Source organism: Azoarcus sp. TTM-91 (assembly GCF_012911025.1).
Lineage (GTDB): Bacteria > Pseudomonadota > Gammaproteobacteria > Burkholderiales > Rhodocyclaceae > Azoarcus.
In genome coordinates, this window is record NZ_WUEI01000019.1 from 42,664 (window position 1) to 62,954 (window position 20,291).

A 20,291-nucleotide genomic window follows, 5' to 3' on the forward strand; every position below is an offset into this window, starting at 1 on the left:
ACAGGGTGGAATTCGATCTGTGGTGGCTGAGCTATCCCTTGCTCGGCGCGGTGGTGGGTTTCTTTGCCGGCTTGCTCGGCGTGGGCGGCGGCGGCATCACCGTGCCCATCCTCACCAGCCTGTTCATCGCCCAGGGTTTCCCCCATGAGCAGGTGGTGCACCTGGCGCTGGGCACCTCGATGGCGGCCATCGTCATGACCTCCATCTCCAGCATGCGCGCCCACCACGGCCACGGCGCGGTGCGCTGGGACGTGGTGCGCAACATCACCCCGGCGGTGCTGGTCGGCACCTTCGGCGGCACCTTCGTCGCCTCGGCGGTGGATACCGTGCCGCTGGCCATCTTCTTCGCCTTGTTCATGAGCTACGTGGCGGTGCAGATGCTGCTCAACGTCAAGCCCAGGCCCAGCCGTTCCCTGCCCGGCGCGGTGGGCATGAGCGCGGCCGGGCTGGGCATAGGCGGGGTGTCGGCGCTGGTCGCCATCGGCGGCGGTTCGCTGTCGGTGCCCTTCCTCACCTGGTGCAACGTCAAGGTGCACAACGCCATCGGCACCTCGGCCGCCATCGGCTTGCCGATCGCGGTGGCGGGCGCCATCGGCTACCTGGTGAATGGCTGGAGCGTGGACGGGCTGCCGCGCTACTCCGCCGGCTTCGTCTATCTGCCGGCGCTGGTGCTGATCACCGCGGTCAGCACCTTCACCGCGCCGGTCGGCGCCCGGCTGGCCCACAAGCTGCCGGTGGCGACGCTGAAGAAGGTGTTCGCCGGCGTCATCGTGCTGCTGATCGTGAAGATGCTCTACGGCCTGCTGGGCTGAGCCAGCGCCGCGGCCGCCGCGCCGGCACCGGCCGAGGCGGCGGCGCCTTCCACCAACTGCATGCGCGAGGCCGGCAGCGAAACCGTGATGCCTTCCGTGTTCAGATGGCGCAGCAGTTCGAGGTTGATCGCCTGCTGCACGTCCATGTAGCGGTTGAAGTCGGCCACCAGCACGTAATACACCACCTCGAAGTTGAGCGCGGCGGCGCCGAAGCCCTGGAAGTGGGCGCGGTCGAAGCGCACCTCGTCCTGGCTTTCGACGATCTGCCGCAGCACCTGCGGCAGGCGCGCCACCTTGTCCGCTGGCGTGTCGTGGCCGATGCCGAAGCCGAACACGATGCGCCGCTCCTGCATGCGCTTGTAGTTGCGGATGCGGCTGCCCAGCAGGTCGGCGTTGGACATCACCACCTGCTCTCCGGACAGGCTGCGGATGCGGGTGGTCTTGAGGCCGACGTATTCCACCGTGCCCAGCACATCGCCGACGATGATGAAGTCGCCGACGACGAAGGGCTTGTCCAGCGCGATGGAGAGCGAGGCGAACAGGTCGCCGAGGATGTTCTGCACCGCCAGCGCCACCGCGACGCCGCCTATGCCCAGCGAGGCCACCAGTGCGGTGACGTTGAAGCCGAGCTGGTCCAGCACCAGGATGAGCACCACCGACCACAGCGCCAGCCGGGTGATGAACCCGAGTAGCGCCATGGAGGTGATGCTGTCGCCATCGCCCCGGTCGCGCTGCTCCTGCTGGCGGCGGCCCAGCCAGGCGCGCACCGCGCCATTGCCCCACAGGCCGCACTGCAGGAACAGCAGCGCCATCACCACCCGGCTCAACAGCGTTTCCAGGTTGTCCGGCAGATCCAGGTTCATGCCGGCCACCAGCACCGACACGGCGGCCAGCATCCAGCCGCGGGTGGCGGCCAGCAGTTCCACCGCCAGGGCGTAGAGGCGGTAGCTGCTCTCGCGTGCGCGGGCGGCAAGGCGGCTGCGGATGAAGCGCCGCAGCATCAGCAGCAGCAGGAAGAGGCCGCCGCCCAAGGCGACGGCGAGCCAGACGGTTTCGGCCGAGTTGTGGGTGATGAGGTGCTGGAAGAAGGACATGCCGGGCGGTTCTCCTGGAGTGAGTTGGGGCGGCCGTCGCGCGGCCGGCCGCCGGGGGGCGAAGGGCGCGCGCGGTGTGGCGGGGAAGGGAAGGGCGCTTCGCGCCGCCCTGCCTTTACGAGGCCGCTGGCGGCGGATGGTTCAGGCCGCGGGCGAAACGCGCCGCAAGGGGCGGCGGCACCGGGCGCGGAAAAGGGTGCGGGCAAGCACCACGAAACGCTGGCGCGATGCTTGCTGTTGCTGCGCCTATTCAACCCCTGACGCCAAGCAGAAGCCCCATCCCCATGAGCCCGGTACCCAATCTGCACGACTTGCTAGAACTCGCCACCACCGACCTGCTGACCCTCACCGAGGGTCTGGAGCCCCGCGAGCTGGCCGCCAGCCGGCTTACCCGCGCCGAAACCGAGAAGCGCCTGCGCCGCGTCGCGGCCATCGCCGCCGGCCTGCCGGACGAAGCGCGGGCGGCCCTGCCGGAGCTGGACTGGGATGCCTGGCGCCAGGTGGGCGAGGCGCTCGCCGCCGGCCCGCTGGCGGCGGAGGTGCTGTGGACGGCGGCGCGTGAGCTGGCCACCGAGACCTTGCAGTGGCTGCGGGTCTACCGCGAGGCCAACCCCGCCTGGTGGCAGTCGGCGGCGTGAGCGGGATGAAGGACGACATTGTCGGGAAGGCGACAGCGCCGCCGGCGGGCGGCCTCCGCACTCAACTGGACTGGTCCGCCTACGAAGCCAGTGCCGCCGGCGGCTTCGGGGATAGCTTCGGGAGTGGCTTCGGAGGGGCTGCTGACGGCGGCTTCGGCGCCCCGTATGACGGCTCCTGCCCGCCGGCCGGGTCCGCCGACGCCGGCACCGGCTATCTCCGCGCGGCGGCGCTGTGCCAGGGCAAGGGTCAGTGTCAGCGCAAGGAAGGCGCAGGGGTGATGTGCCCCAGCTTCCGCGCCACCGATGAGCCGCTGCATTCCACCCGCGGCCGGGCCGAAGCGCTGCGCGAGTTGCTGGAGAGCGGCGCCGGAGCGGAGATCGACTTCGCCTCGCCCCGGGTGGCGGAGGCGATGGCGCTGTGCCTGGGCTGCAAGGGCTGCAAGCGGGAGTGCCCGAACGGCGTGGACATGGCGCTGCTGCGCACCGAGTTCCTCGCCCAGCGCGCCGCCCGGCTGGGCGTGCCGCGACGCGACCGCCTGTTCGCCGGCATCGCCCGCCGGGCCCGCGGCCGCGGGCTGCTGCGCGCAGTGCTCGCCCTGCGCAACCGCTTGCCGCTGCTGGCCGGGCTAACCGAGCGCCTGTTCGGCATCGCCCGCGATCGCAGCCTGCCCCTGCCGGCGGCCCGGCCCTTCGAGCCGGCTGCGTCCGCGGCCGCAAGCGATGGCCGCGACGTGTTGCTGCTGGTGGACAGCTTCAGTCGCGGCTTCGAACCGGAAGTGGCGCAGGCGGCGCTGGAGGTGCTGCAGGCGGCGGGCTACGCGGTGCGGGTGCTGGCCCCGGCGGCCGACGATGCCGAGCCGCAGCGGCCGCTGTGCTGCGGCCGTTCGCTGCTGTCCTACGGCCTGGTGGAGCAGGCACGGGCGGAAGCGCGGCGGACGATGGCCGCGCTGGCGCCCGCGATTGCCGCCGGCACGCCGGTGATCGGGCTGGAGCCCTCCTGCCTCTACATGCTGAAGGATGAGTACTTCAGCCTGGGGCTCGGCGAGGCGGTCGGCCGGCTGGCGCCGCGGGTCTTCCTGCTGGAGGAGTTCCTCGCCAGCGAACAGGCGGCGGGGCGGCTGAAGCTGGTGTTGAAGCCGCTGCCCGGGCCGGCGGCGCTGGTGCACGGCCATTGCCACCAGAAGGCGCAGGGCGGCATGGGAGCGGTGCAGGCGGTGCTGGGCTTGATTCCGGGTTTCGAGTTCAGGCTGGCCGAGGCCGGCTGCTGCGGCATGGCCGGCAGCTTTGGGCTGGAGGCGGAGCATGCGGCGTTGTCGCGGCGCATCGGCGAATCCGCCCTGCTGCCGGCGGTGCGGGCACTGGCGCCGGCCGCGCCGGTGGTGGCGGACGGTTTCTCCTGCCGCCACCAGATCCGCGACGGCGCTGGCCGGCGTGCCGAGCATGTGGCCCTGCTGCTGAGGCGGGCGCTGGCCTGAGGCCGCCGCCGGGCTGGAATGAAAAAGGGCGCCTGCGGCAGGCGCCCTTTTTCGGCACGGTGGCCGGACCCGGGGGCCTAACGCGCCTCGTAAGGCAGCAGGGTAGGCGCGCTCTGGTCGGCGCCGTTTGCGGCGGCTCTGGCCGGGTCGGAGTCCAGGCTGGCGTCGAAGCCGAACAGGCTGCCGGCCCACAGGAACACCAGCCACACCAGGAGGCCGAAGGGCATGTAGCCGAAGTAACCCAGCAGCGGCATTTCGGCGAAGATGTGGATGACGTTCACGTAGGGGATGTCATACACCCAGTAATTCGGATTGGTGGCCGGCACCGGGTTGGGATTGGCGCTGCCCCAGTTCCACAGCTCCCAGAAGAAACCGTTGCACAGCGAGGCGAGCGCGATCAGCACCAGCGGCGTCCAGTTGCCCTGGGCCAGCGCGGTGAAGGGCGTCCAGATGCCCTTGCGGATCAGCTGGCCGCCGATGACCACCATCGGCCCTATCCACAGCACCCAGAATAGCGGCAGCGGCAGGAACACCATCAGCACGATCAGCGCGAAGCCGGCCACCAGCAGCAGCGTGCCCGGCAGCGGCAGCCTGGGGCCGCTGGCATAGCGCGCGCCAAGCTTGGGAAAGGTGCGCAGCAGGGAGTACCACTCGAAGATGGCCGGCCACACGGTGGTGTAGGCGATCAGGAACAGCAGCACCACGGTGGAGTGGCTGAGCTCCGGCATGTGGCCGTTGGGGTAGTACCAGTTGCTGAAGACGAAGTAGTTGTAATACTCGAAGTAGTACCAGCCGCCGACCGACACCAGCGCCGACAGCAGCAGCGTCTTCGGCTTCTTCGCCAGCAGCGAGTTGCCATTGGAGCGGCGGTAGGCGATGCCGTCCAGCACCAGGATGAAGCCCCACCACATCGGGCTGAAGGCGTAATAGACCAGATCGCCGAAGGGCGTTACCCGCGCCCACATCAGCCACCAGAAGAACAGGGTGAACACCAGGCCGACCCAGAACCACGCCGGGAAGGGTGCCTTGGGTGAGGGCGCAGGCGGCGCCACCGGGCGGAAGCCGAACAGGCGGGGGAAGAGCAGCAAGGCCCCCACCGCCAGCTCGGCCACCAGCACGGCGATGAAGTAGTAGAGGTTGAAGGCCGGTTCCTGGGTGACGAACTCCGGCGGGAATACGCCGAACTTGGGCGGCAGGTGAGTATCCGGATAGGCGAACCAGGCGGCGACCAGCGGCAGCACGAGGGTGGCGAGCACCGGCCACAGCAGGCTCCATTTGGATGGCGTATGCATCTTGGGCTCCGAGGGGTGGAGCCGGATTATCTGTTCCGGGTTATGCCGGATGTCTAGCCGGCTTTTGCGCGGGATGTCGAATAGATCACGGTGCGGTCCCGGTGAGGCCGTCGGTCAGGCCGTCGCGCAGCTTGCGCCGCCGCTTGTGCTCGTACATCCGCATGTCGGCCAGCTGCTTGAGCTCGTCCTTGCCGGGATTCTCCAGCACCCGCACCGAGCCGTAGCTGGCGCCGCTGAAGACGAAGCCGCTGTCGCGCAGCCCCTCGGCGGTGGCTCCTATCAGTGCTTCCACCCGGACGAAGTCGCCGTCCGGCGCGGTGATGGCGAACTCGTCGCCGCCCAGGCGGTGCAGGGTGGCCTCCGCGCCCAGGCGCTCCGCCAGGCTGACGGCGAACAGGCGGATCAGTTCGTCGCCGCGGTGGTGGCCGAAGGTGTCGTTGTAGCGCTTGAGGCCGTCCAGATCGACGAAAGTGAGGCTGCCGGCGGCCGGCAGTTCGGCCATCGCCAGTTCCAGCGCGTAGCGGTTGGGCAGGCCGGTGAGGGCGTCGGTATAGGCCACCCGCAGGTTTTCCTCGGCGCGCGCCAGCGCCTCGTCCTTCTCGCGGTGCAGCTGGGCGAACTGGTAGGACAGCACCAGCGCCAGCAGCAGCACCTCGATGGCCACCGCCAGCAGCCCCAGGTGCTCCACGTAGAAGGCCTCGTAGCCCTCCAGCCGCAGCAGGGTGATGGAGGTGACTCCGGGAATGAAGAAGGCGATGTTGGCCACCAGATAAAGGCGTGCGGAGGGGTTGCCGCGCAGCGCGCAGAGGGTGCCGGCGCCGAGGCCGAACAGCAGGAACAGGCCGACGCCGTAGCGGTCCAGCTCCAGCGACCAGCTCGGCCGTACGGCCGCCACCACCACGAACATCGCCAGCACCATCAGCAGGACGCGGCTGAGGCGGTGGAGGTGGGGATGGTTGTCGCGGCGTATCTCCAGCAGCGCCCGCACGAACAGGATGTAGGCGATGTTGGAGAACAGGATGGGCACGCTGATGAGGTAGAACCAGCGGATGCCGAACAGGTCCGGGAACACCAGCAGCGCGCTGCCGTTGTAGAGCAGGTTGCCGAGGATGAAGAGGGCGTACATGCCTTCCACCGCGCGGCGGCGGGCGACGGCCAGGCTGGCGTAGTACAGGCCCAGGCCAAGGAATACGCCCAGGCACGCCAGAGTGAGGGCGTTGCCCGGCTTGATGGATGCGCGGTAGTGCGCCAGCGGTGCGAGGTAAGGCTCCGGCTGGGCGAGGAAGAAGGGCGAATCGACCTCGGTGACCAGCAGGTATTCGCCGGCATCCAGCTCGAAGTCGCGGCCGTGGCGGAGGAAATAGGCGTTGTCCGCGCTGGAGCGTATGCCGCCCTCGGCCACCTGGGTCAGGCCCTCGGCACCGTACAGGTGATGGCGGAAGTTGCCGATGACGCTGGAGTTGCGGAAGTCCAGCACGTATTGGCCGGGCGTGCTCACCTGCACGCGGGCGACATACCAGAAGCGGCCACCGGTGGCCGGCAGCCGCTCCACCGCCGGCAGGCCGCGCAGTTCGGGCGGGAAGGGCCTGTCCTGTTGCAGTGTGGCGGTGGGGCGGAACCAGTTGCCGGCCAGGTCCAGCGCCGCGGCGCTGGCACTCGCCGGCAGCAGCGCGAGCAGCGCCGCCGCCAGCATCAGCAGGGCGCACAAAAACGCGCCGGCGGGAGGGCGCCGGCGCGGCAGGGCTGCGGCAACGAAGGTCATGACTTCAATGATGGCCGAGAGGCCGGCGCTCCCGCGTGATCCAGGTCATGAATCCTTCTTCGTCATCGCGGCAAAAGCAATAGCCGCATTCCGATTGGATGGCTGGCGGCGGCGCGCGCGTTGCAGAAAAGCCGCGCGGGCATTCGTCGGCTCGCGTCTGCGCCTGGCCGGTGGCGGAGAAGGCCCTGCCGCGGCAGGCGCGCCGGTGCCGGGGCGGCTTACTTGCCGTCCGCCAGCGCCCGGCTCATCACGTCCAGGTTGTGCCGCATCATCGAGATGTAGTCCGGCGCGGGGCCGCCGGCGGGCGACAGCGCGTCGGAGTACAGGGTGCCGCCGACGCGGGCGCCGCCTTCGCTGCGGATGCGCTCCAGCAGGCGGGGGTCGGTGATGTTCTCCAGGAACACCGCCGGCACTTTTTCGCGGCGGATCTGGGTGATCAGGCTGGCGACGCCGCGGGCGGTGGGTTCGGCGCTGTTGGCGACGCCTACCGGCGCCAGGAAGCGGATGCCGTAGGCGCGGCCGAAGTAGGCGAAGGCGGCGTGGGAGCTCACTACCTTGCGCCGTGCCGGCGGCAGCGCGCCCAGGGTGCGGCGGATGTCGGCGTCCAGCACCTGCAGGCGGGCGTCGTAACCGGCGGCGCTGGCGCGGTAGGCCTCGGCGCCGGCCGGGTCGGCGGCGGCCAGCGCGGCGGCGATGTTGGCGACGTAGCGCCGCACGTTGGCCACGTCCTGCCAGGCATGGGGGTCGATGCCGTGTTCGCCGTGCTGGTGGCCATGGTCGTGATCGTGGCCGTGCTCGTCCTCCTGCTCTTCCTCGCTCGCCAGCGTGGCGACGCCATCGCTGGCGACCACCAGCGGTCCGCGGTAGCCGGCGGCGGCGGCGAGGCGCACCAGCCAGTCGTCGAAGCCCAGGCCGTTCACCACCACTACTTTGGCGGCGCCCACCTGGCGGGCATCCGAGGGGCGGGGCTGGAAGGAGTGGGCGTCCTCGTCCGGCCCGACCAGGCTGCGCACCGCGACGCGCTCGCCGCCTACCTGCTGCACCAGATCGCCCAGCAGGCTGAAGCTGGTGACCACCTCCAGCGGCGCCGCCTGGGCGTTGCCGAGCATGAACGGCAGCAGGGCGAGGGCGACCAGTTGGGCGCGGCAGCGGGCGAGGGCGCGGCGGAAGGCGGTCATGGGCGTAGGCTCAGGATTCGAGATGGCGGCGCAGCGGCAGGCGGCCGGCGAGCAGGCCGCCCGGCGCGGCCAGCAGGGAGGCGAAATAGACCAGGCCGCACATCAGCACGATGGCGGGGCCGGCGGGCACGTCGGCATGGTAGGAAACCAGCAGCCCGGCGACGCCGCTGCCGAAGGCGAACAGCACCGCCAGCAGCAGCAGCGCCGGCAGGCCGCGCGCCCACAGCCGGGCGGCGGCGGCGGGCAGGATCATGATGCCGACCGCCATCAGCGTACCCAGCGCATGGAAGCCGGCTACCAGATTCAGCACCACCAGCACCAGGAAGCCGTAGTGCGCCACCGGCGACCAGCCGCTCACCGCGCGCAGGAAGGCCGGGTCGAAGCACTCCAGCACCAGGGGGCGGAACAGCAGGGCGAGGCCGAACAGGGTGACGGTGGCGATGCCGGCGATGAGCAGCAGCGAGCCGTCGTCCAGCGCCAGCACCGAGCCGAACAGCACATGCAGCAGGTCCAGGTTCTTGCCGCGCAGCGAGACGATCATGACGCCGGCGGCCAGCGACAGCAGGTAGAAGGCCGCCAGGCTGGCGTCCTCTTTCAGCACCGAGCTGCGGGTGACCAGGCCGGCGGCGAACACCACCACCAGGCCGGCGACGATGCCGCCCACCGTCATGGCGCCCAGCGACAGGCCGAAGGCGAGGTAGCCGAGCGCGGCGCCGGGCAGGATGGCGTGGCTCATCGCATCGCCCATCAGGCTCATGCGCCGCAGCATCAGGAAAACGCCCACCGGCGTCGCGCCCAGCGACAGCGCCAGGCAGCCGGCCAGCGCGCGGCGCATGAAGCCGAAGTCGGCGAAGGGAGACAGCAGCAGTTCCGTCATTTGTCGTCCCGGCGGCAGGCGGCGGCGTGGTCGTCGAAGGCTTCGGAGAGGTGGCGGGCGCGGTGCAGCAGCGGCTCGGTGAGCACCTCGGCGGTGGGGCCGCTGGCCACCAACTCGCGCGCCAGCAGCAGGCAGCTGGGGAAATGGCGGCGCACCTGCTCGAAGTCGTGCACCACCGCCAGCACCGTGCGGCCTTCCGCATGCCAGCCGAGGATGATGGCGACCAGGTCTTCCACCGTGCGCACGTCGATGGCGGCGAAGGGTTCGTCCAGCAGGATCACCGGCGCATCCTGCAGGATGAGGCGGGCGAAGCGGGCGCGCTGCAGCTGGCCGCCGGACAGCGAACCGATGGGGCGCGACTCGAAGCCGGACAGGCCGACTGCCGCCAGCGCCGCCAGCACCCGGCGGCGGCGCCCGCCGTCCAGCCGGCCGAAGGCGCCCAGCTCGCGCCACAGGCCCATGGCCACCATGTCGAAGACGGAGACCGGGAAGCTGTGGTCCAGCTCGCCGCGCTGCGGCATGTAGGCGACGTCGCGATGCGGATCGCAACCGAGGCGGATGGTGCCGCCTATCGGCCGCAGTTCGCCGGCCACGCCCTTCAGCAGGGTGGACTTGCCGGCGCCATTGGGGCCGATGACGGCCACCAGCGCGCCGGCGGGTATTTCGGCGCTGAGGTGATGCACCGCCGGGTGGCGGTCGTAGCCCAGTGTCAGATCCTCGAAGGCCAGCAGCGGCGGACGGACGGGGGCGTGGGCCAGCGGCAGGGCGGCGTTCATGTGCGCATCGCCCAGTTCAGCGTCAGCCACAACAGGCCGCTGGCCGCCACCGCGATCGCCAGCCGTGCCGCCAGCCCGGTGCCCAGCAGGCTGCGCTTCACCTTGGGCCGCGCTGGCCGGTGCTCGTGCGCATGGCCGTGGTCATGCACGGCCGCCGGTGCGAGCGGGGAAGCGGGAGAGGGAGCGGTGGGACGGGTGGGCATCGGAGGGAGCCGGAGCTGGAGAAGGGGCCGGTCGCGCCGGCGGAAGGTGCTGAAAGAGCGGCGGGTCAGCTGCTTGTCCGGGTGACGGGGCGTGCAAAAACGGGGGGCGAATGATGCAACACTGTTGCAGTAAAGGCAATCCCGACTGTCGTCAGCGCCGCCGCCTCGCCGCCGGGCCGGCCCGTTGCACGCCACAGTCCGGACAGGCGCCGTGGATGACGAGTTCGGCGCGCTCCAGCTGGAAGCCGGCCGGCAGCGCCACCGCCACCGCCGGCTCCAGGCCTTCCAGGCAGATCACCTGGCCGCAGCAGTCGCAATGGAAATGGGCATGGCGGTGGCCGTCGGCGCGCAGCAGCTCGAAACGCCAGGCGCGGTCGCTGCCGCTGCCGGCGATGCGCCGCGCCAGCGCTTGCTCCACCAGCCAGTCCAGCGCGCGGTAGAGGGTCACCCGGTCGTGGGCGATGTCGGCGGCGGCCAGTTCGGCGCCCAACTCGTCGTGGCTCATCGGGCGGTCGCTGGCCTGCAGGATCTCCAGCACCGCCACCCGGGTGCGGGTGACGCGGCCGCCGCGGGCGGCGATCAGCGCGCGTGCATCGGCAGGCACGTCATGGGCCTCGGCGGGCGCGGTGTGCGTTTGGCGGGCTTCGGGCTGGGTCATGGCGGGGCAATTTGCGGGCGATATTGCAACATTGTAGCATTTGCATCCCTTCCCGCCATGCCCTTCCGGTGCCGCCATGAGACTGCCGCTCGCCCTCCTGCTCGCCTGCTTCTGTTCCGCCGCCCGCGCCCAGCATGCTGCCCACGACCACGGCGTGGCCGAGCTGCGGGTGGCGCTGGAGGGCAGGATGCTGCAGGTCGAATACGCCAGCCCGCTGGATACCCTGGTGGGTTTCGAGCATGCGCCCAGCGATGAGCGCCAGCACCGTCTGCTGGCCGAGGCGGAGGCTACTCTGCGCAACGCCGGCCGCTTGTTCCGCCTGCCAGCTGCCGCCGGCTGCGGGCTGAAGACGGTGGAGCTGTCCTCGCCCTGGGCGCTGGCGCGCCAGGAGCCCGCCGCCGAGGTCGAGCACGACCACTCGCATGCCGCCGGCGGCCATGCCGAGATGGAGGTGGCCTACACCTTCGAATGCGGTCGGCCGCAGGCGCTGGACACGCTGGAGGTGCTGGTGTTCGATGCCTTCCCGCGCACCCGCGAGGTTCGCGCCGAGCGTGTCTCCGAGCGCGGCCAGGCGGCGCAGGTGCTGAACCCGCAGCGTCGCCAGCTGCCGCTGTGAGGCCGGCCATGTGGCATGACGAAGGCCGAGGGCCGGGGCAGCCAGGTCTCCGCCGGGGTCGAGCCGGATGAGCGAGGCGGTGATGGTGCAGGGCTTGCGCTTCCGCTGGCCGGGCGCGGCAGCGGACTGCCTGGCGGTGGAGGATTTCCGCCTCGCCGCCGGCGAGCGGGTGTTCCTGCGCGGCCCCAGCGGCAGCGGCAAGAGCACCCTGCTGTCGCTGATCGGCGGCGTGCTGCTGCCGGACGCCGGCACGGTGGCGGTGCATGGGCAGGACCTGGCGGCCTTGCCGGCGGGTCGGCGCGACCGCTACCGGGCGGACCACGTCGGCTTCGTCTTCCAACTCTTCAATCTGCTGCCTTACCTTTCGGTGCTGGACAACATCCTGCTGCCCTGCCGCTTCTCGCCCTTGCGGGCGCGGCGCCTGGCCGAGGCCGCTACCACGCCGGTGGACGAGGCGCTGCGGCTGGCGGCGCGGCTGGATCTGGACGCGGCCCTGCTGGGCCGCAACGCGGCGGCACTGTCCGTGGGCCAGCAGCAGCGGGTGGCGGCGGCGCGGGCGCTGATCGGCCGGCCTGCGCTGGTGGTGGCGGACGAGCCGACCTCGGCGCTGGACGCCGACCGCCAGCAAGCCTTCCTGGATCTGCTGCTGGGCGAATGCGCGGCGGCCGGCGCGGCGCTGCTCTTCGTCAGCCACGATGGCCGGCTGGCGGGGCATTTCGACCGGGTGGCGGACCTCGCCGCACTCAACCGCGCCGATGCCGGAGCCGGGCGATGAAGCCGCGCTTCGGCCTGCTGTGGCATCTGTGCTGGCGCAGCATCCTCAACCGCCGGCTGTCGGTGGCGCTGACGGTGGTCGCGGTGGGGCTGTCGGTGGCGATGCTGATCGGTGTCGAGCGCCTGCGCAGCGACGCCCGCGCCGCCTTCGCCCAGACCATCTCCGGCACGGATCTGGTGGTCGGCGCCCGCGGCGGCGGCGCGCAGCTGCTGCTCTACTCGGTGTTCCACATCGGCAACGCCAGCAACGAAATTTCCTGGGACAGCGTGCAGCGCATCGCCTCGATGCCGCAGGTGGACTGGGTGGTGCCGCTGGCGCTGGGCGACTCCCACCGCGGCTTCCGGGTGGTCGGCACCACGGCGGCCTATTTCGAGCACTACCGCTATGGCGAGCGCCGCAGCCTCGCCTTCGCCGAGGGCCGTGCCTTCGGCGACGTGTTCGAGACGGTGCTGGGTGCCGAGGTGGCGGCGCGCCACGGCTATCGCGTCGGCGACCGCATCGTGCTCAGCCACGGCGCCGGCGCCGACGGCACCCGCTTCGCCGAGCATGCGGACAAGCCCTTCACCGTGGTCGGCATCCTGGCGCGCAGCGGCACGCCGGTGGATCGCTCGGTGCTGGTGAGCCTGGAGGGCATCGCCGCCATCCATGTGGACTGGGCCGGCGGCGCCCCCATCCCCGGCCTCAGCATCGCGCCGGAGCATGTGCGCAAGTTCGACCTGCGGCCGAAGACGGTGACCGCCGCGCTGGTCGGGCTGAAGAGCCGTATCGCGGTGTTCCGGGTGCAGCGCGCGATCAACACCGACACCGCCGAGCCGCTGTCCGCGGTGCTGCCGGGCGCCACGCTGCAGGAGCTGTGGAACCTGGTGGGCATGGCCGAGCAGGCGCTGCTGGCGGTGTCGGCGCTGGTGGTGGCGGTCGGCCTTGCGGGGCTGGTGGCGGTGATGGTGGCCGGCCTGGGCGAGCGGCGGCGGGAGCTGGCCATCCTGCGCGCGCTGGGCGCCGGGCCGCGACAGGTGTTCGCGCTGCTGGCGCTGGAGAGCCTCGCCGCCAGCGCCGCCGGCATCGCTCTCGGCCTCGCGCTGGTGTATGGTGCGGCCGCGCTCGCCGGCCCCTGGCTGCAGGCCGGGTACGGGGTGGCGCTGAGCCTGGGCTGGCCTGGTGCGGCGGAGTTGCGGCTGCTGGCCGCGGTGTTCGCTGCCAGCCTGCTCGCCAGCGTGCTGCCCGGCTTGCGGGCCTACCGTTATTCGCTGGCCGATGGCATGACGATCAGGATCTGACCATGAAACGCTTCTTGCGACTTTCTCCGCTGCGCCGCCTTGCCACCGTGGCGCTGCTGTGTCTCGCCGCTACCGGCCTGGCGCTGGGCGGCCGTGCCGCGCTGGCCGAGAAGCCGGCACCGGCCGCCGACTACAAGGTGGGCGACCGCCTGGCGCCCAAGGGCGCCGCCGCCGGCGCCTTCCGCGAGATCAGCTGGGACGACCTCATCCCGGCCGACTGGAACCCGGAGAAGTTTTTCGAGACGCTGGACCTCTCCGACCTGCAGGACAACGATCCGCGCGCGCTGGAAGCGATGAACCGCATCCGCGCCGAGTGGGACAAGGCGCCGGTGGTGGAGAAGCTGGCCGGCAGCCGGGTACGCATTCCCGGTTTCATCGTGCCGCTGGAAAGCGACGGCAAGACCATCAAGGAATTCCTGCTGGTGCCTTACTTTGGCGCCTGCGTGCATGTGCCGCCGCCGCCGGCCAACCAGCTCATCCACGTGATCCCGGACAAGCCGGTGCCGGCGGCCTGGAACATGGCGCCGGTGTGGGTGAACGGGGTGATGGCGATCAGCCGGGTGGAGTCCGACATGGGCACCGCCGGTTACGCGATGCGCGGCATCAAGGTGGAGGAGTACAAGGAGCCGTTGCCGCGCTGAGGTATTGCGCGCGGCTTGGGCTGCGGCTGGCAACTGGCGGGGCCGAAGCGGCCCGTGGGCCGGGGCCGCCCTCAGTCGGCGATCAGCGCCGAGAATTCCCGGTTCAGCAGCGCGGCGTTGCCGAGATTGAGTTCCAGCAGGCGGCGCAGGTGGGTGATGCTGTCGAGGTCGATCTCGCGGCACACCAGCCCGAGGCGGCGGCCTTCGCGGTGGGCCACGTCGCCCTCCATGCGCACCGCGGTGCCGGCGTCGTCCAGGCGCAGCTCCAGCATGCAGCGGCCGCCCACCTCCAGGCTGGGCGGCGTGCTTTCCTCCTGCAACACCAGCAGCGCGCCCTTCAGCGACAGGTCGCAGATCTCGCAGGCGGTCTCGGTGTCATCCACCAGCAGATGAGCGCCGCTCTGGAAGCGGATGCGGGAAAATTTGCGCTGTTCGGTTTGCATGCAGGGAGCTCCGCGGAATGGCCGCAGCAGGCCGGGGTGGATGTCTCTCATTGTGGAAGGGGCGCGCGAGGCCCGCAAGCCGTGGATATGCATGATGCAGACCCGGATGCGTCCGCGATGTGGGCGGAAACCGGAAACCCGTCACGATGGGGAAGGCCCATGCGTGCGAGAATCCGCGCGCTCCCTGGGCCGGCGCAAGATCGCGGCCCGATGACGATGGCCTAAGACAGGACGGCGGATCACGTGGCGGAAAGCGACAATACGATGGTGCTCGAAGGCGTGCCGCAGGCGGCGGGCGCGGACACGGGGCGCCGCGCCGCGCCGCGGCTGGACTCCCTGCTCGAGTGCCTGCTGCTGGTGGTGCGCGCCCACGGCGGCGCGCTGACGGCGGACGCGGCGCTGGCCGGCCTGCCGGTGGAGAACGGGCGGCTGACGCCCTCGCTGTTCGAGCGCGCCGCGCGCCGCGCCGGCATGAACTCCCGGGTGGTGGCCAGTGGGCTGGACGGCGTCAACGCCGCGCTGTTGCCCGCCATCCTGCTGCTGGATGGCGAGCAGGCCTGCATCCTGCTGCGCCGCGACGCCGCCGCCGGCGAGCTTGAGGTGATCTTTCCCGAGCTCGGCGAAGCGGCGGTGACGCTGCCGCAGGCCGAACTGCTCGCCCGCCATACCGGCCATGTCATCTACCTGCGGCCGGGCTTCCGTTTCGATGCCCGCGTACCCGGCGTCAAGAAGGACCCGCGCAAGCACTGGTTCTGGGATGTGATCGCCGACAACCGCCAGCTCTACCGCGACGTGCTGATGGCGGCGGCGATGATCAACCTGTTCGCGGTGGCGATGCCGCTGTTCGTCATGAACGTATACGACAGGGTGGTGCCGAACGCGGCCACCGATACCCTGTGGGTGCTGGCGGCCGGCGTGTTCATCGTGCTCTGCGGCGATTTCGCGCTGCGCTCCATGCGCGGCCATTTCGTCGACCTGGCCGGCAGCCGGGCCGACGTGAAGCTCTCCGCCTACATCATGGAGCGGGTGCTGGGCCTGCGCATGGCCGCGCGGCCGGTGTCGGCCGGCTCCTTCGCCGCCAACCTGCGCGCCTTCGAAACGGTGCGCGACTTCATCAGCTCGGCTACGGTGGTGGCCTTCATCGACCTGCCCTTTGCGGTGGTCTTCCTCGTCGTCATCGGCTGGATCGCCTGGCCGCTGCTGCTGCCCTTCCTGTTCGGCGTGGCGGCGCTGCTGCTGTATGCGATGTCGGTGCAGGGCCGCATGCACGAGTTGGCCGAGCGCACCTATCGCACCGGCGCGCAGCGCAACGCGGTGCTGGTGGAAGGCCTGGTCGGCCTGGAAACGGTGAAAGCGATAGGCGCCGAGGCCGCCATCCAGCGCAAGTGGGAGCAGAGCGCCACCCACCTCGCCAACGTGTCCACCCGCATGCGCCTGTTGTCCGCCTCCACCACCAACGGCGCGATGTGGGTGCAGCAGGTGGTGAGCGTGGTGGTGATCCTGGGCGGTGTCTACATGATCGGCGAAGGCCTGCTGACCATGGGCGGGCTGGTGGCCTGCTACATGCTGTCGTCGCGGGCGATGGCGCCGGTCGGCCAGGTGGCCGGCCTGCTGGTGCAGTACTACAACGCCTCCACCGCGCTGGCTTCGCTGGACACGCTGATGGGGCAGGAGGTGGAGCGGCCCGAGGGCAGCAATTTCGTCAGCCGCCAGGGTTTCGCCGGTGCGATCGAGTTCCGCGACGTCTCCTTCACCTATCCCGGCCAGGAAGTGCCGGCGCTGCGCAATGTGTCGCTGCGCATCCGCCCGGGTGAGCGCATCGCGGTGCTGGGCCGGGTCGGCTCCGGCAAGACCACGCTGGAGAAGCTCATCCTCGGCCTCTACCAGCCGGATGACGGCGCGGTGCTGATAGACGGCATCGACCAGCGCCAGCTGGACCCGGCCGAGCTGCGCCGCCACATCGGCTATGTGCCGCAGGACATCACCCTGTTCTACGGCAGCCTGCGCGAGAACATCACCCTGGCGTCGCCGCTGGCGGAAGACGCGGCGGTGCTGCGCGCCGCCACCGCCGCCGGCATCACCGATTTCATCAACGCCCATCCGCGCGGTTTCGACATGATGGTGGGCGAGCGCGGCGAGTCCCTCTCCGGCGGCCAGCGCCAGGGCGTGGCCATCGCCCGCGCGCTGATCAACGATCCGCCCATCCTGCTGCTGGACGAGCCCACCGCGGCCATGGACCACACCAGCGAGGAAGAAGTGAAGCGCCGCCTCGGCGAGGCGGCACGGGGCAAGACCATGATCATCGTCACCCACCGTACCTCGCTGCTGGACCTGGCTGACCGCATCATCGTCGTCGATGGCGGCAAGATCGTCGCCGACGGGCCCAAGGCGCAGGTGGTTGAAGCGCTGCGCCAGGGCCGCATCGGGAGGGCTGCCTGATGGGCGACCTGTCTTCCCAGCGCGCCTTCGAGCGCGTCGGCCAAGTCTCACAGCGCCTGGCGAAGCCGGTGAATCCGCTGCTGGACCGCTTTTTCGCCCGCTTCCTGCCGATGCCGCGCGAGCGCCTGGACTGGGCCGGCGATGCCGACTGGGCACAGCTGCAGCAGGAGCCACTGCGCGCCCGCCTGCTGCTGCGGGTGATCTTCGGCCTGCTGCTGCTGTTGCTGCTGTGGGCCGCTTTCGCCCCGATAGACGAGGTGACGCGCGGCGAGGGCAAGGTGATTCCCTCGTCCCAGCTGCAGGTCATCCAGTCAGTGGATGGCGGCGTGGTGGAAGAAATGCCGGTGCGCGAAGGCCAGGTGGTGAATGCTGGCGACCTGCTGCTGCGCATAGACCCGACCCGCTTCGTCTCCTCCCTGCTGGAAAGCCGCGCCACCTACTGGGCGCTGCAGGCCAAGGCGGCGCGGCTGCAGGCGCTCACCTCCGGCACGCCGCTGGACATGCCGGCGGAGGTGCTGAAGGAGGTGCCGGAGATCGCCGCCCACGAACGCCAGCTGTACGAATCCAGCCGGGCGGAGATGGAGGCCCAGCTCTCCATCGCCCGCCAGCAGCTCAGCCAGCGCGAGCAGGAGTTGAACGAGGTGCGGGCGCGGCGCGAGCAGGCCGGCCGCGCCTTCGACCTCGCCACCCAGGAGCTGAACGTGACCAAGCCGCTCATGGCCTCCGGCGCGGTTTCCGAAGTGGACCTGCTGCGGCTGGAGCGGGACGTCGCCCGCCTGCGTGGCGATCGTGATCAGTCCTCGGCGCAGATCCTGCGCATCCAGTCGGCCATCACCGAAGCCACGCGCAAGATCCAGGAAGTGGAGCTGAACGTGCGCAACCAGCTGCGCAACGAGCTCTCGGACACCATGGGCAAGCTCGGCAGCCTGTCCGAAGGCAGCCGCGCGCTGGCGGACAAGGTGAAGCATGCCGAGGTGCGCTCGCCGGTGCGCGGCACGGTCAAGCGCCTGCTGGTCAACACCGTGGGCGGCGTGGTGCAGCCGGGCAAGGAGGTGGTGGAGATCGTGCCGCTGGACGACGCCCTGGTGCTGGAAGCCAAGGTGAAGCCCAAGGACATCGCCTTCCTGCGTCCCGGCCAGCCAGCCATGGTCAAGTTCACCGCCTACGACTTTTCCATCTATGGCGGCCTGGAGGCGGAGCTGGAGCACATCTCTGCCGACACCGTGGTCGATGACAAGGGCAATGCCTTCTACGTGATCCGGGTGCGCACCAAGAACGCCAGCCTGGGCGACAACCTGCCCATCATCCCCGGCATGGTCGCCGAGGTGGACATCCTCACCGGCAAGAAGACGGTGCTCTCCTACCTGCTCAAGCCCGTGCTGCGGGCCAAGGGCAACGCCATGACGGAGCGATGAGCGTGCATCACTTCATCACCCCTGGCGGCATGCTGCAGCCGCGCTGGCAGGAAGCCTTCCCGGAGGCGCTGGCCTCGGCCGGCGAGGCCGGCGCCGTCGATTCGAACGGCATCGTCTGGCTGCTCGCCACGCTGCCGGAGTGGCGGGCCGCGCTTGGCCGCCAGCTGGCGGCCCATCCGGCCGCGCCCTGCGTGGTGCTGGATCCGCAGCCGGAAGAACGCCGCGCCCTGCTGGCGCTGGATGGTGGCGCGCGCGGCTACTGCCATGCCCAGGCCACGCCGGCACAGCTGCGCGAAGTCGCGCTGGTGGTGCAGCACGGCGGATTGTGGATAGGGCCGGAGCTGATGTCGCGGGTGGTGGGCGCCGCCCGCCGCGCCCTGCCGCCAGCGGCGGAAGCCGGCGACGAACGCTTCGCCATGCTGTCGCCGCGGGAGCTGGAAGTGGCCAGGGCGGTGGCCGACGGCCTGTCCAACAAGGAGGCCGCGCTGCGCCTGGGCATCACCGAGCGTACCGTCAAGGCCCACCTCGGCGCCGCTTTCGAGAAGCTGGGCGTGCGCGACCGCCTGCAACTCGTTCTGCTTATGTCCGGCGCCACCGAATCCCGCGAAGCCACGGCCTGAACGGCTTCGCGTGACGCAGGTCACGACCTGTCCACTAGTCCAATATGTAGCTGGCCCTGCCCTCGCTAAGCTGCGATCCGTCGATAAACCGTTCCGGCCGCCTCTTCTTCGCTGCGCGGCCGATTGTCCGAGGATCCAGCCACCATGGCCACTGCCCAACCCGTCGCCACCGTCGTCGCCGTAACCGGTACCGCCTACGCCCGCGATGCGGAAGGCAGGATGCGCCTGCTGCGCGCCGGCGATGCCATCAACGAGGGTGAAACCGTCGTCACCTCCAGCGGCGGTCGGGTGGAACTGGCATTCGAGGATGGCAGTGTGCTGCCGGTCGAGCAGAACCAGAGCATCGCCGTTACCGCCGAGCTGTCCGAAACCTCCCGTCCGCAGGCGCTGGATGCCCAGCTGGGCGACGCCTCCATCGCCCAGGTCATCCAGGCGCTGAACGACGGCGGCAACCTGGACGACGCGCTGGAAGCACCGGCCGCCGGCCTGGCGGGCGGCGCTGGCGGCGAAGGCAACAACTTCGTCCGCCTGCTGCGCATCACCGAAGGCGTGGATCCCCTGGCCTTCGATTTCGCCCCGACCGAGCCGGACCGCATCGACGAGCGCCTGCCGGGCGCCCCGGAAGCGGATGACGGCACTCCCGCCACCACTACACCCACGCCGCCCAGTACCGTTCCCGCGGTAACGGTGGACCTGGAACTGGGCGCCGACGGCACTGCGCCGACCTTGACCGGCACCTACACCGACGCCAGCAGCGTCACCGTGACCATCACCGGCAGCGACGGCTCCACCCAGACCGTTACCGCCACGCTGAACCCGGACGGCAGCTGGAGCGTGGATACCAGCACGTTGAGCTTTACCGAAGAAGTCACCTACACCGCGACCGCCACCGCCACCGACAACTCGAACAACACGGCCACCGCAACGGATACCGACAGCTTCGACCTGCAGCCCACCGTCACGGTCGATCTCGAACTGGGCGCCGACGGCAGCAGCCCGACGCTGACTGGCACCTCGACCAACGCCACCAGCGTCGAAGTGACCATCACCGGCACCGACGGCTCGACCCAGACCGCCACCGCCACGCTGAACCCGGATGGCAGCTGGAGCGTGGATACCAGCACGCTGACCTTCAACGAAGAAGTCACCTACACGGCGACCGCGACCGCGATGGACAACGCCAACAACAGCGCGACTGCGACTGACTCGGACAGCTTCGACCTGCAGCCCACCGTCACGGTCGATCTCGAACTGGGCGCCGACGGCAGCAGCCCGACGCTGACTGGCACCTCGACCAACG

Annotated in this window: 20 protein-coding genes; 11 read left to right on the plus strand and 9 right to left on the minus strand. The window is 70.5% G+C overall.

Features of this window, described 5'->3' with window-relative positions:
* The first annotated feature begins 5 nt into the window (after window positions 1-5).
* Complete coding sequence (locus GRF61_RS08020) at window positions 6-812, plus strand: sulfite exporter TauE/SafE family protein (protein WP_169150148.1); 807 nt, start codon at window positions 6-8, stop codon at window positions 810-812.
* Here the strand turns inward: GRF61_RS08020 and GRF61_RS08025 are convergent.
* Window positions 794-1,906 (minus strand): mechanosensitive ion channel family protein, encoded by a 1,113-nt coding sequence (locus GRF61_RS08025; protein WP_169150149.1) that lies wholly within the window; start codon window positions 1,904-1,906, stop codon window positions 794-796. The two genes, GRF61_RS08020 and GRF61_RS08025, sit on opposite strands and share 19 nt — an antisense overlap.
* Window positions 1,907-2,190: 284 nt before the next feature.
* Between GRF61_RS08025 and GRF61_RS08030 the strand changes: the two genes are divergently transcribed.
* Window positions 2,191-2,544: a hypothetical protein gene (locus tag GRF61_RS08030; protein ID WP_169150150.1), complete on the plus strand. Its 354-nt coding sequence runs from the start codon at window positions 2,191-2,193 to the stop codon at window positions 2,542-2,544.
* A gap of 5 nt (window positions 2,545-2,549) precedes the next feature.
* Window positions 2,550-4,019: a (Fe-S)-binding protein gene (locus GRF61_RS08035; protein ID WP_169150151.1), complete on the plus strand. Its 1,470-nt coding sequence runs from the start codon at window positions 2,550-2,552 to the stop codon at window positions 4,017-4,019.
* Between the two features lie 77 nt (window positions 4,020-4,096).
* Here the strand turns inward: GRF61_RS08035 and GRF61_RS08040 are convergent, their stop codons facing one another.
* The 7 genes from GRF61_RS08040 to GRF61_RS08070 all read right to left on the minus strand — a co-directional run bounded on the left by GRF61_RS08040 (window position 4,097) and on the right by GRF61_RS08070 (window position 10,765).
* Window positions 4,097-5,311: a hypothetical protein gene (locus GRF61_RS08040; protein ID WP_211165813.1), complete on the minus strand. Its 1,215-nt coding sequence runs from the start codon at window positions 5,309-5,311 to the stop codon at window positions 4,097-4,099.
* 85 nt (window positions 5,312-5,396) lie between these two features.
* Window positions 5,397-7,073: a diguanylate cyclase gene (locus GRF61_RS08045; RefSeq protein ID WP_211165814.1), complete on the minus strand. Its 1,677-nt coding sequence runs from the start codon at window positions 7,071-7,073 to the stop codon at window positions 5,397-5,399.
* A 218-nt stretch (window positions 7,074-7,291) separates the two neighbouring features.
* Complete coding sequence (locus tag GRF61_RS08050) at window positions 7,292-8,182, minus strand: zinc ABC transporter substrate-binding protein (protein WP_248281159.1); 891 nt, start codon at window positions 8,180-8,182, stop codon at window positions 7,292-7,294.
* Window positions 8,183-8,261: 79 nt separating this feature from the next.
* Entirely contained in the window at window positions 8,262-9,128 is an 867-nt protein-coding gene (locus tag GRF61_RS08055) for a metal ABC transporter permease (protein ID WP_133590075.1), read from the minus strand.
* Window positions 9,125-9,904 carry an ABC transporter ATP-binding protein gene (locus GRF61_RS08060; protein ID WP_169150153.1) on the minus strand — a complete coding sequence of 260 codons (780 nt, stop codon included), beginning with the start codon at window positions 9,902-9,904 and terminating at the stop codon, window positions 9,125-9,127. The genes GRF61_RS08055 and GRF61_RS08060 overlap by 4 nt, the downstream gene beginning before the upstream one ends.
* Window positions 9,901-10,107 carry a hypothetical protein gene (locus GRF61_RS08065; RefSeq protein ID WP_169150154.1) on the minus strand — a complete coding sequence of 69 codons (207 nt, stop codon included), beginning with the start codon at window positions 10,105-10,107 and terminating at the stop codon, window positions 9,901-9,903. The genes GRF61_RS08060 and GRF61_RS08065 overlap by 4 nt, the downstream gene beginning before the upstream one ends.
* 151 nt (window positions 10,108-10,258) lie before the next feature.
* Window positions 10,259-10,765 (minus strand): Fur family transcriptional regulator, encoded by a 507-nt coding sequence (locus GRF61_RS08070; RefSeq protein ID WP_169150155.1) that lies wholly within the window; start codon window positions 10,763-10,765, stop codon window positions 10,259-10,261.
* Between the two features lie 76 nt (window positions 10,766-10,841).
* Between GRF61_RS08070 and GRF61_RS08075 the strand changes: the two genes are divergently transcribed.
* From GRF61_RS08075 to GRF61_RS08090, 4 genes are all read left to right on the plus strand, one after another.
* Window positions 10,842-11,381, plus strand: a complete 540-nt coding sequence (locus GRF61_RS08075) for a DUF2796 domain-containing protein (RefSeq protein ID WP_169150156.1) — start codon at window positions 10,842-10,844, stop codon at window positions 11,379-11,381.
* A 67-nt stretch (window positions 11,382-11,448) separates the two neighbouring features.
* The gene (locus tag GRF61_RS08080; protein ID WP_169150157.1) at window positions 11,449-12,156 is read left to right on the plus strand and encodes an ABC transporter ATP-binding protein; all 708 of its coding nucleotides are present in this window, start codon (window positions 11,449-11,451) and stop codon (window positions 12,154-12,156) included.
* Window positions 12,153-13,433, plus strand: a complete 1,281-nt coding sequence (locus GRF61_RS08085; RefSeq protein WP_169150158.1) for an ABC transporter permease — start codon at window positions 12,153-12,155, stop codon at window positions 13,431-13,433. Before GRF61_RS08080 ends, GRF61_RS08085 begins: the two co-directional genes overlap by 4 nt.
* A gap of 2 nt (window positions 13,434-13,435) precedes the next feature.
* Window positions 13,436-14,074 (plus strand): DUF3299 domain-containing protein, encoded by a 639-nt coding sequence (locus tag GRF61_RS08090; RefSeq protein WP_169150159.1) that lies wholly within the window; start codon window positions 13,436-13,438, stop codon window positions 14,072-14,074.
* 71 nt (window positions 14,075-14,145) lie between these two features.
* On the opposite strand, the gene GRF61_RS08095 is transcribed toward GRF61_RS08090, so the two are convergent.
* Window positions 14,146-14,517 (minus strand): PilZ domain-containing protein, encoded by a 372-nt coding sequence (locus tag GRF61_RS08095; protein ID WP_169150160.1) that lies wholly within the window; start codon window positions 14,515-14,517, stop codon window positions 14,146-14,148.
* Between the two features lie 264 nt (window positions 14,518-14,781).
* Between GRF61_RS08095 and GRF61_RS08100 the strand changes: the two genes are divergently transcribed.
* The 4 genes from GRF61_RS08100 to GRF61_RS08115 all read left to right on the plus strand — a co-directional run.
* Window positions 14,782-16,956: a type I secretion system permease/ATPase gene (locus GRF61_RS08100; protein WP_169150167.1), complete on the plus strand. Its 2,175-nt coding sequence runs from the start codon at window positions 14,782-14,784 to the stop codon at window positions 16,954-16,956.
* On the plus strand, window positions 16,956-18,371 hold the full coding sequence (locus GRF61_RS08105) for an HlyD family type I secretion periplasmic adaptor subunit (protein ID WP_169150161.1): 1,416 nt from the start codon (window positions 16,956-16,958) through the stop codon (window positions 18,369-18,371). The genes GRF61_RS08100 and GRF61_RS08105 overlap by 1 nt, the downstream gene beginning before the upstream one ends.
* Entirely contained in the window at window positions 18,368-18,991 is a 624-nt protein-coding gene (locus GRF61_RS08110) for a response regulator transcription factor (RefSeq protein ID WP_169150162.1), read from the plus strand. Before GRF61_RS08105 ends, GRF61_RS08110 begins: the two co-directional genes overlap by 4 nt.
* A 144-nt stretch (window positions 18,992-19,135) precedes the next feature.
* Window positions 19,136-20,291: retention module-containing protein (locus GRF61_RS08115; RefSeq protein ID WP_169150163.1), on the plus strand; the 1,156-nt coding region annotated here is incomplete at its 3' end.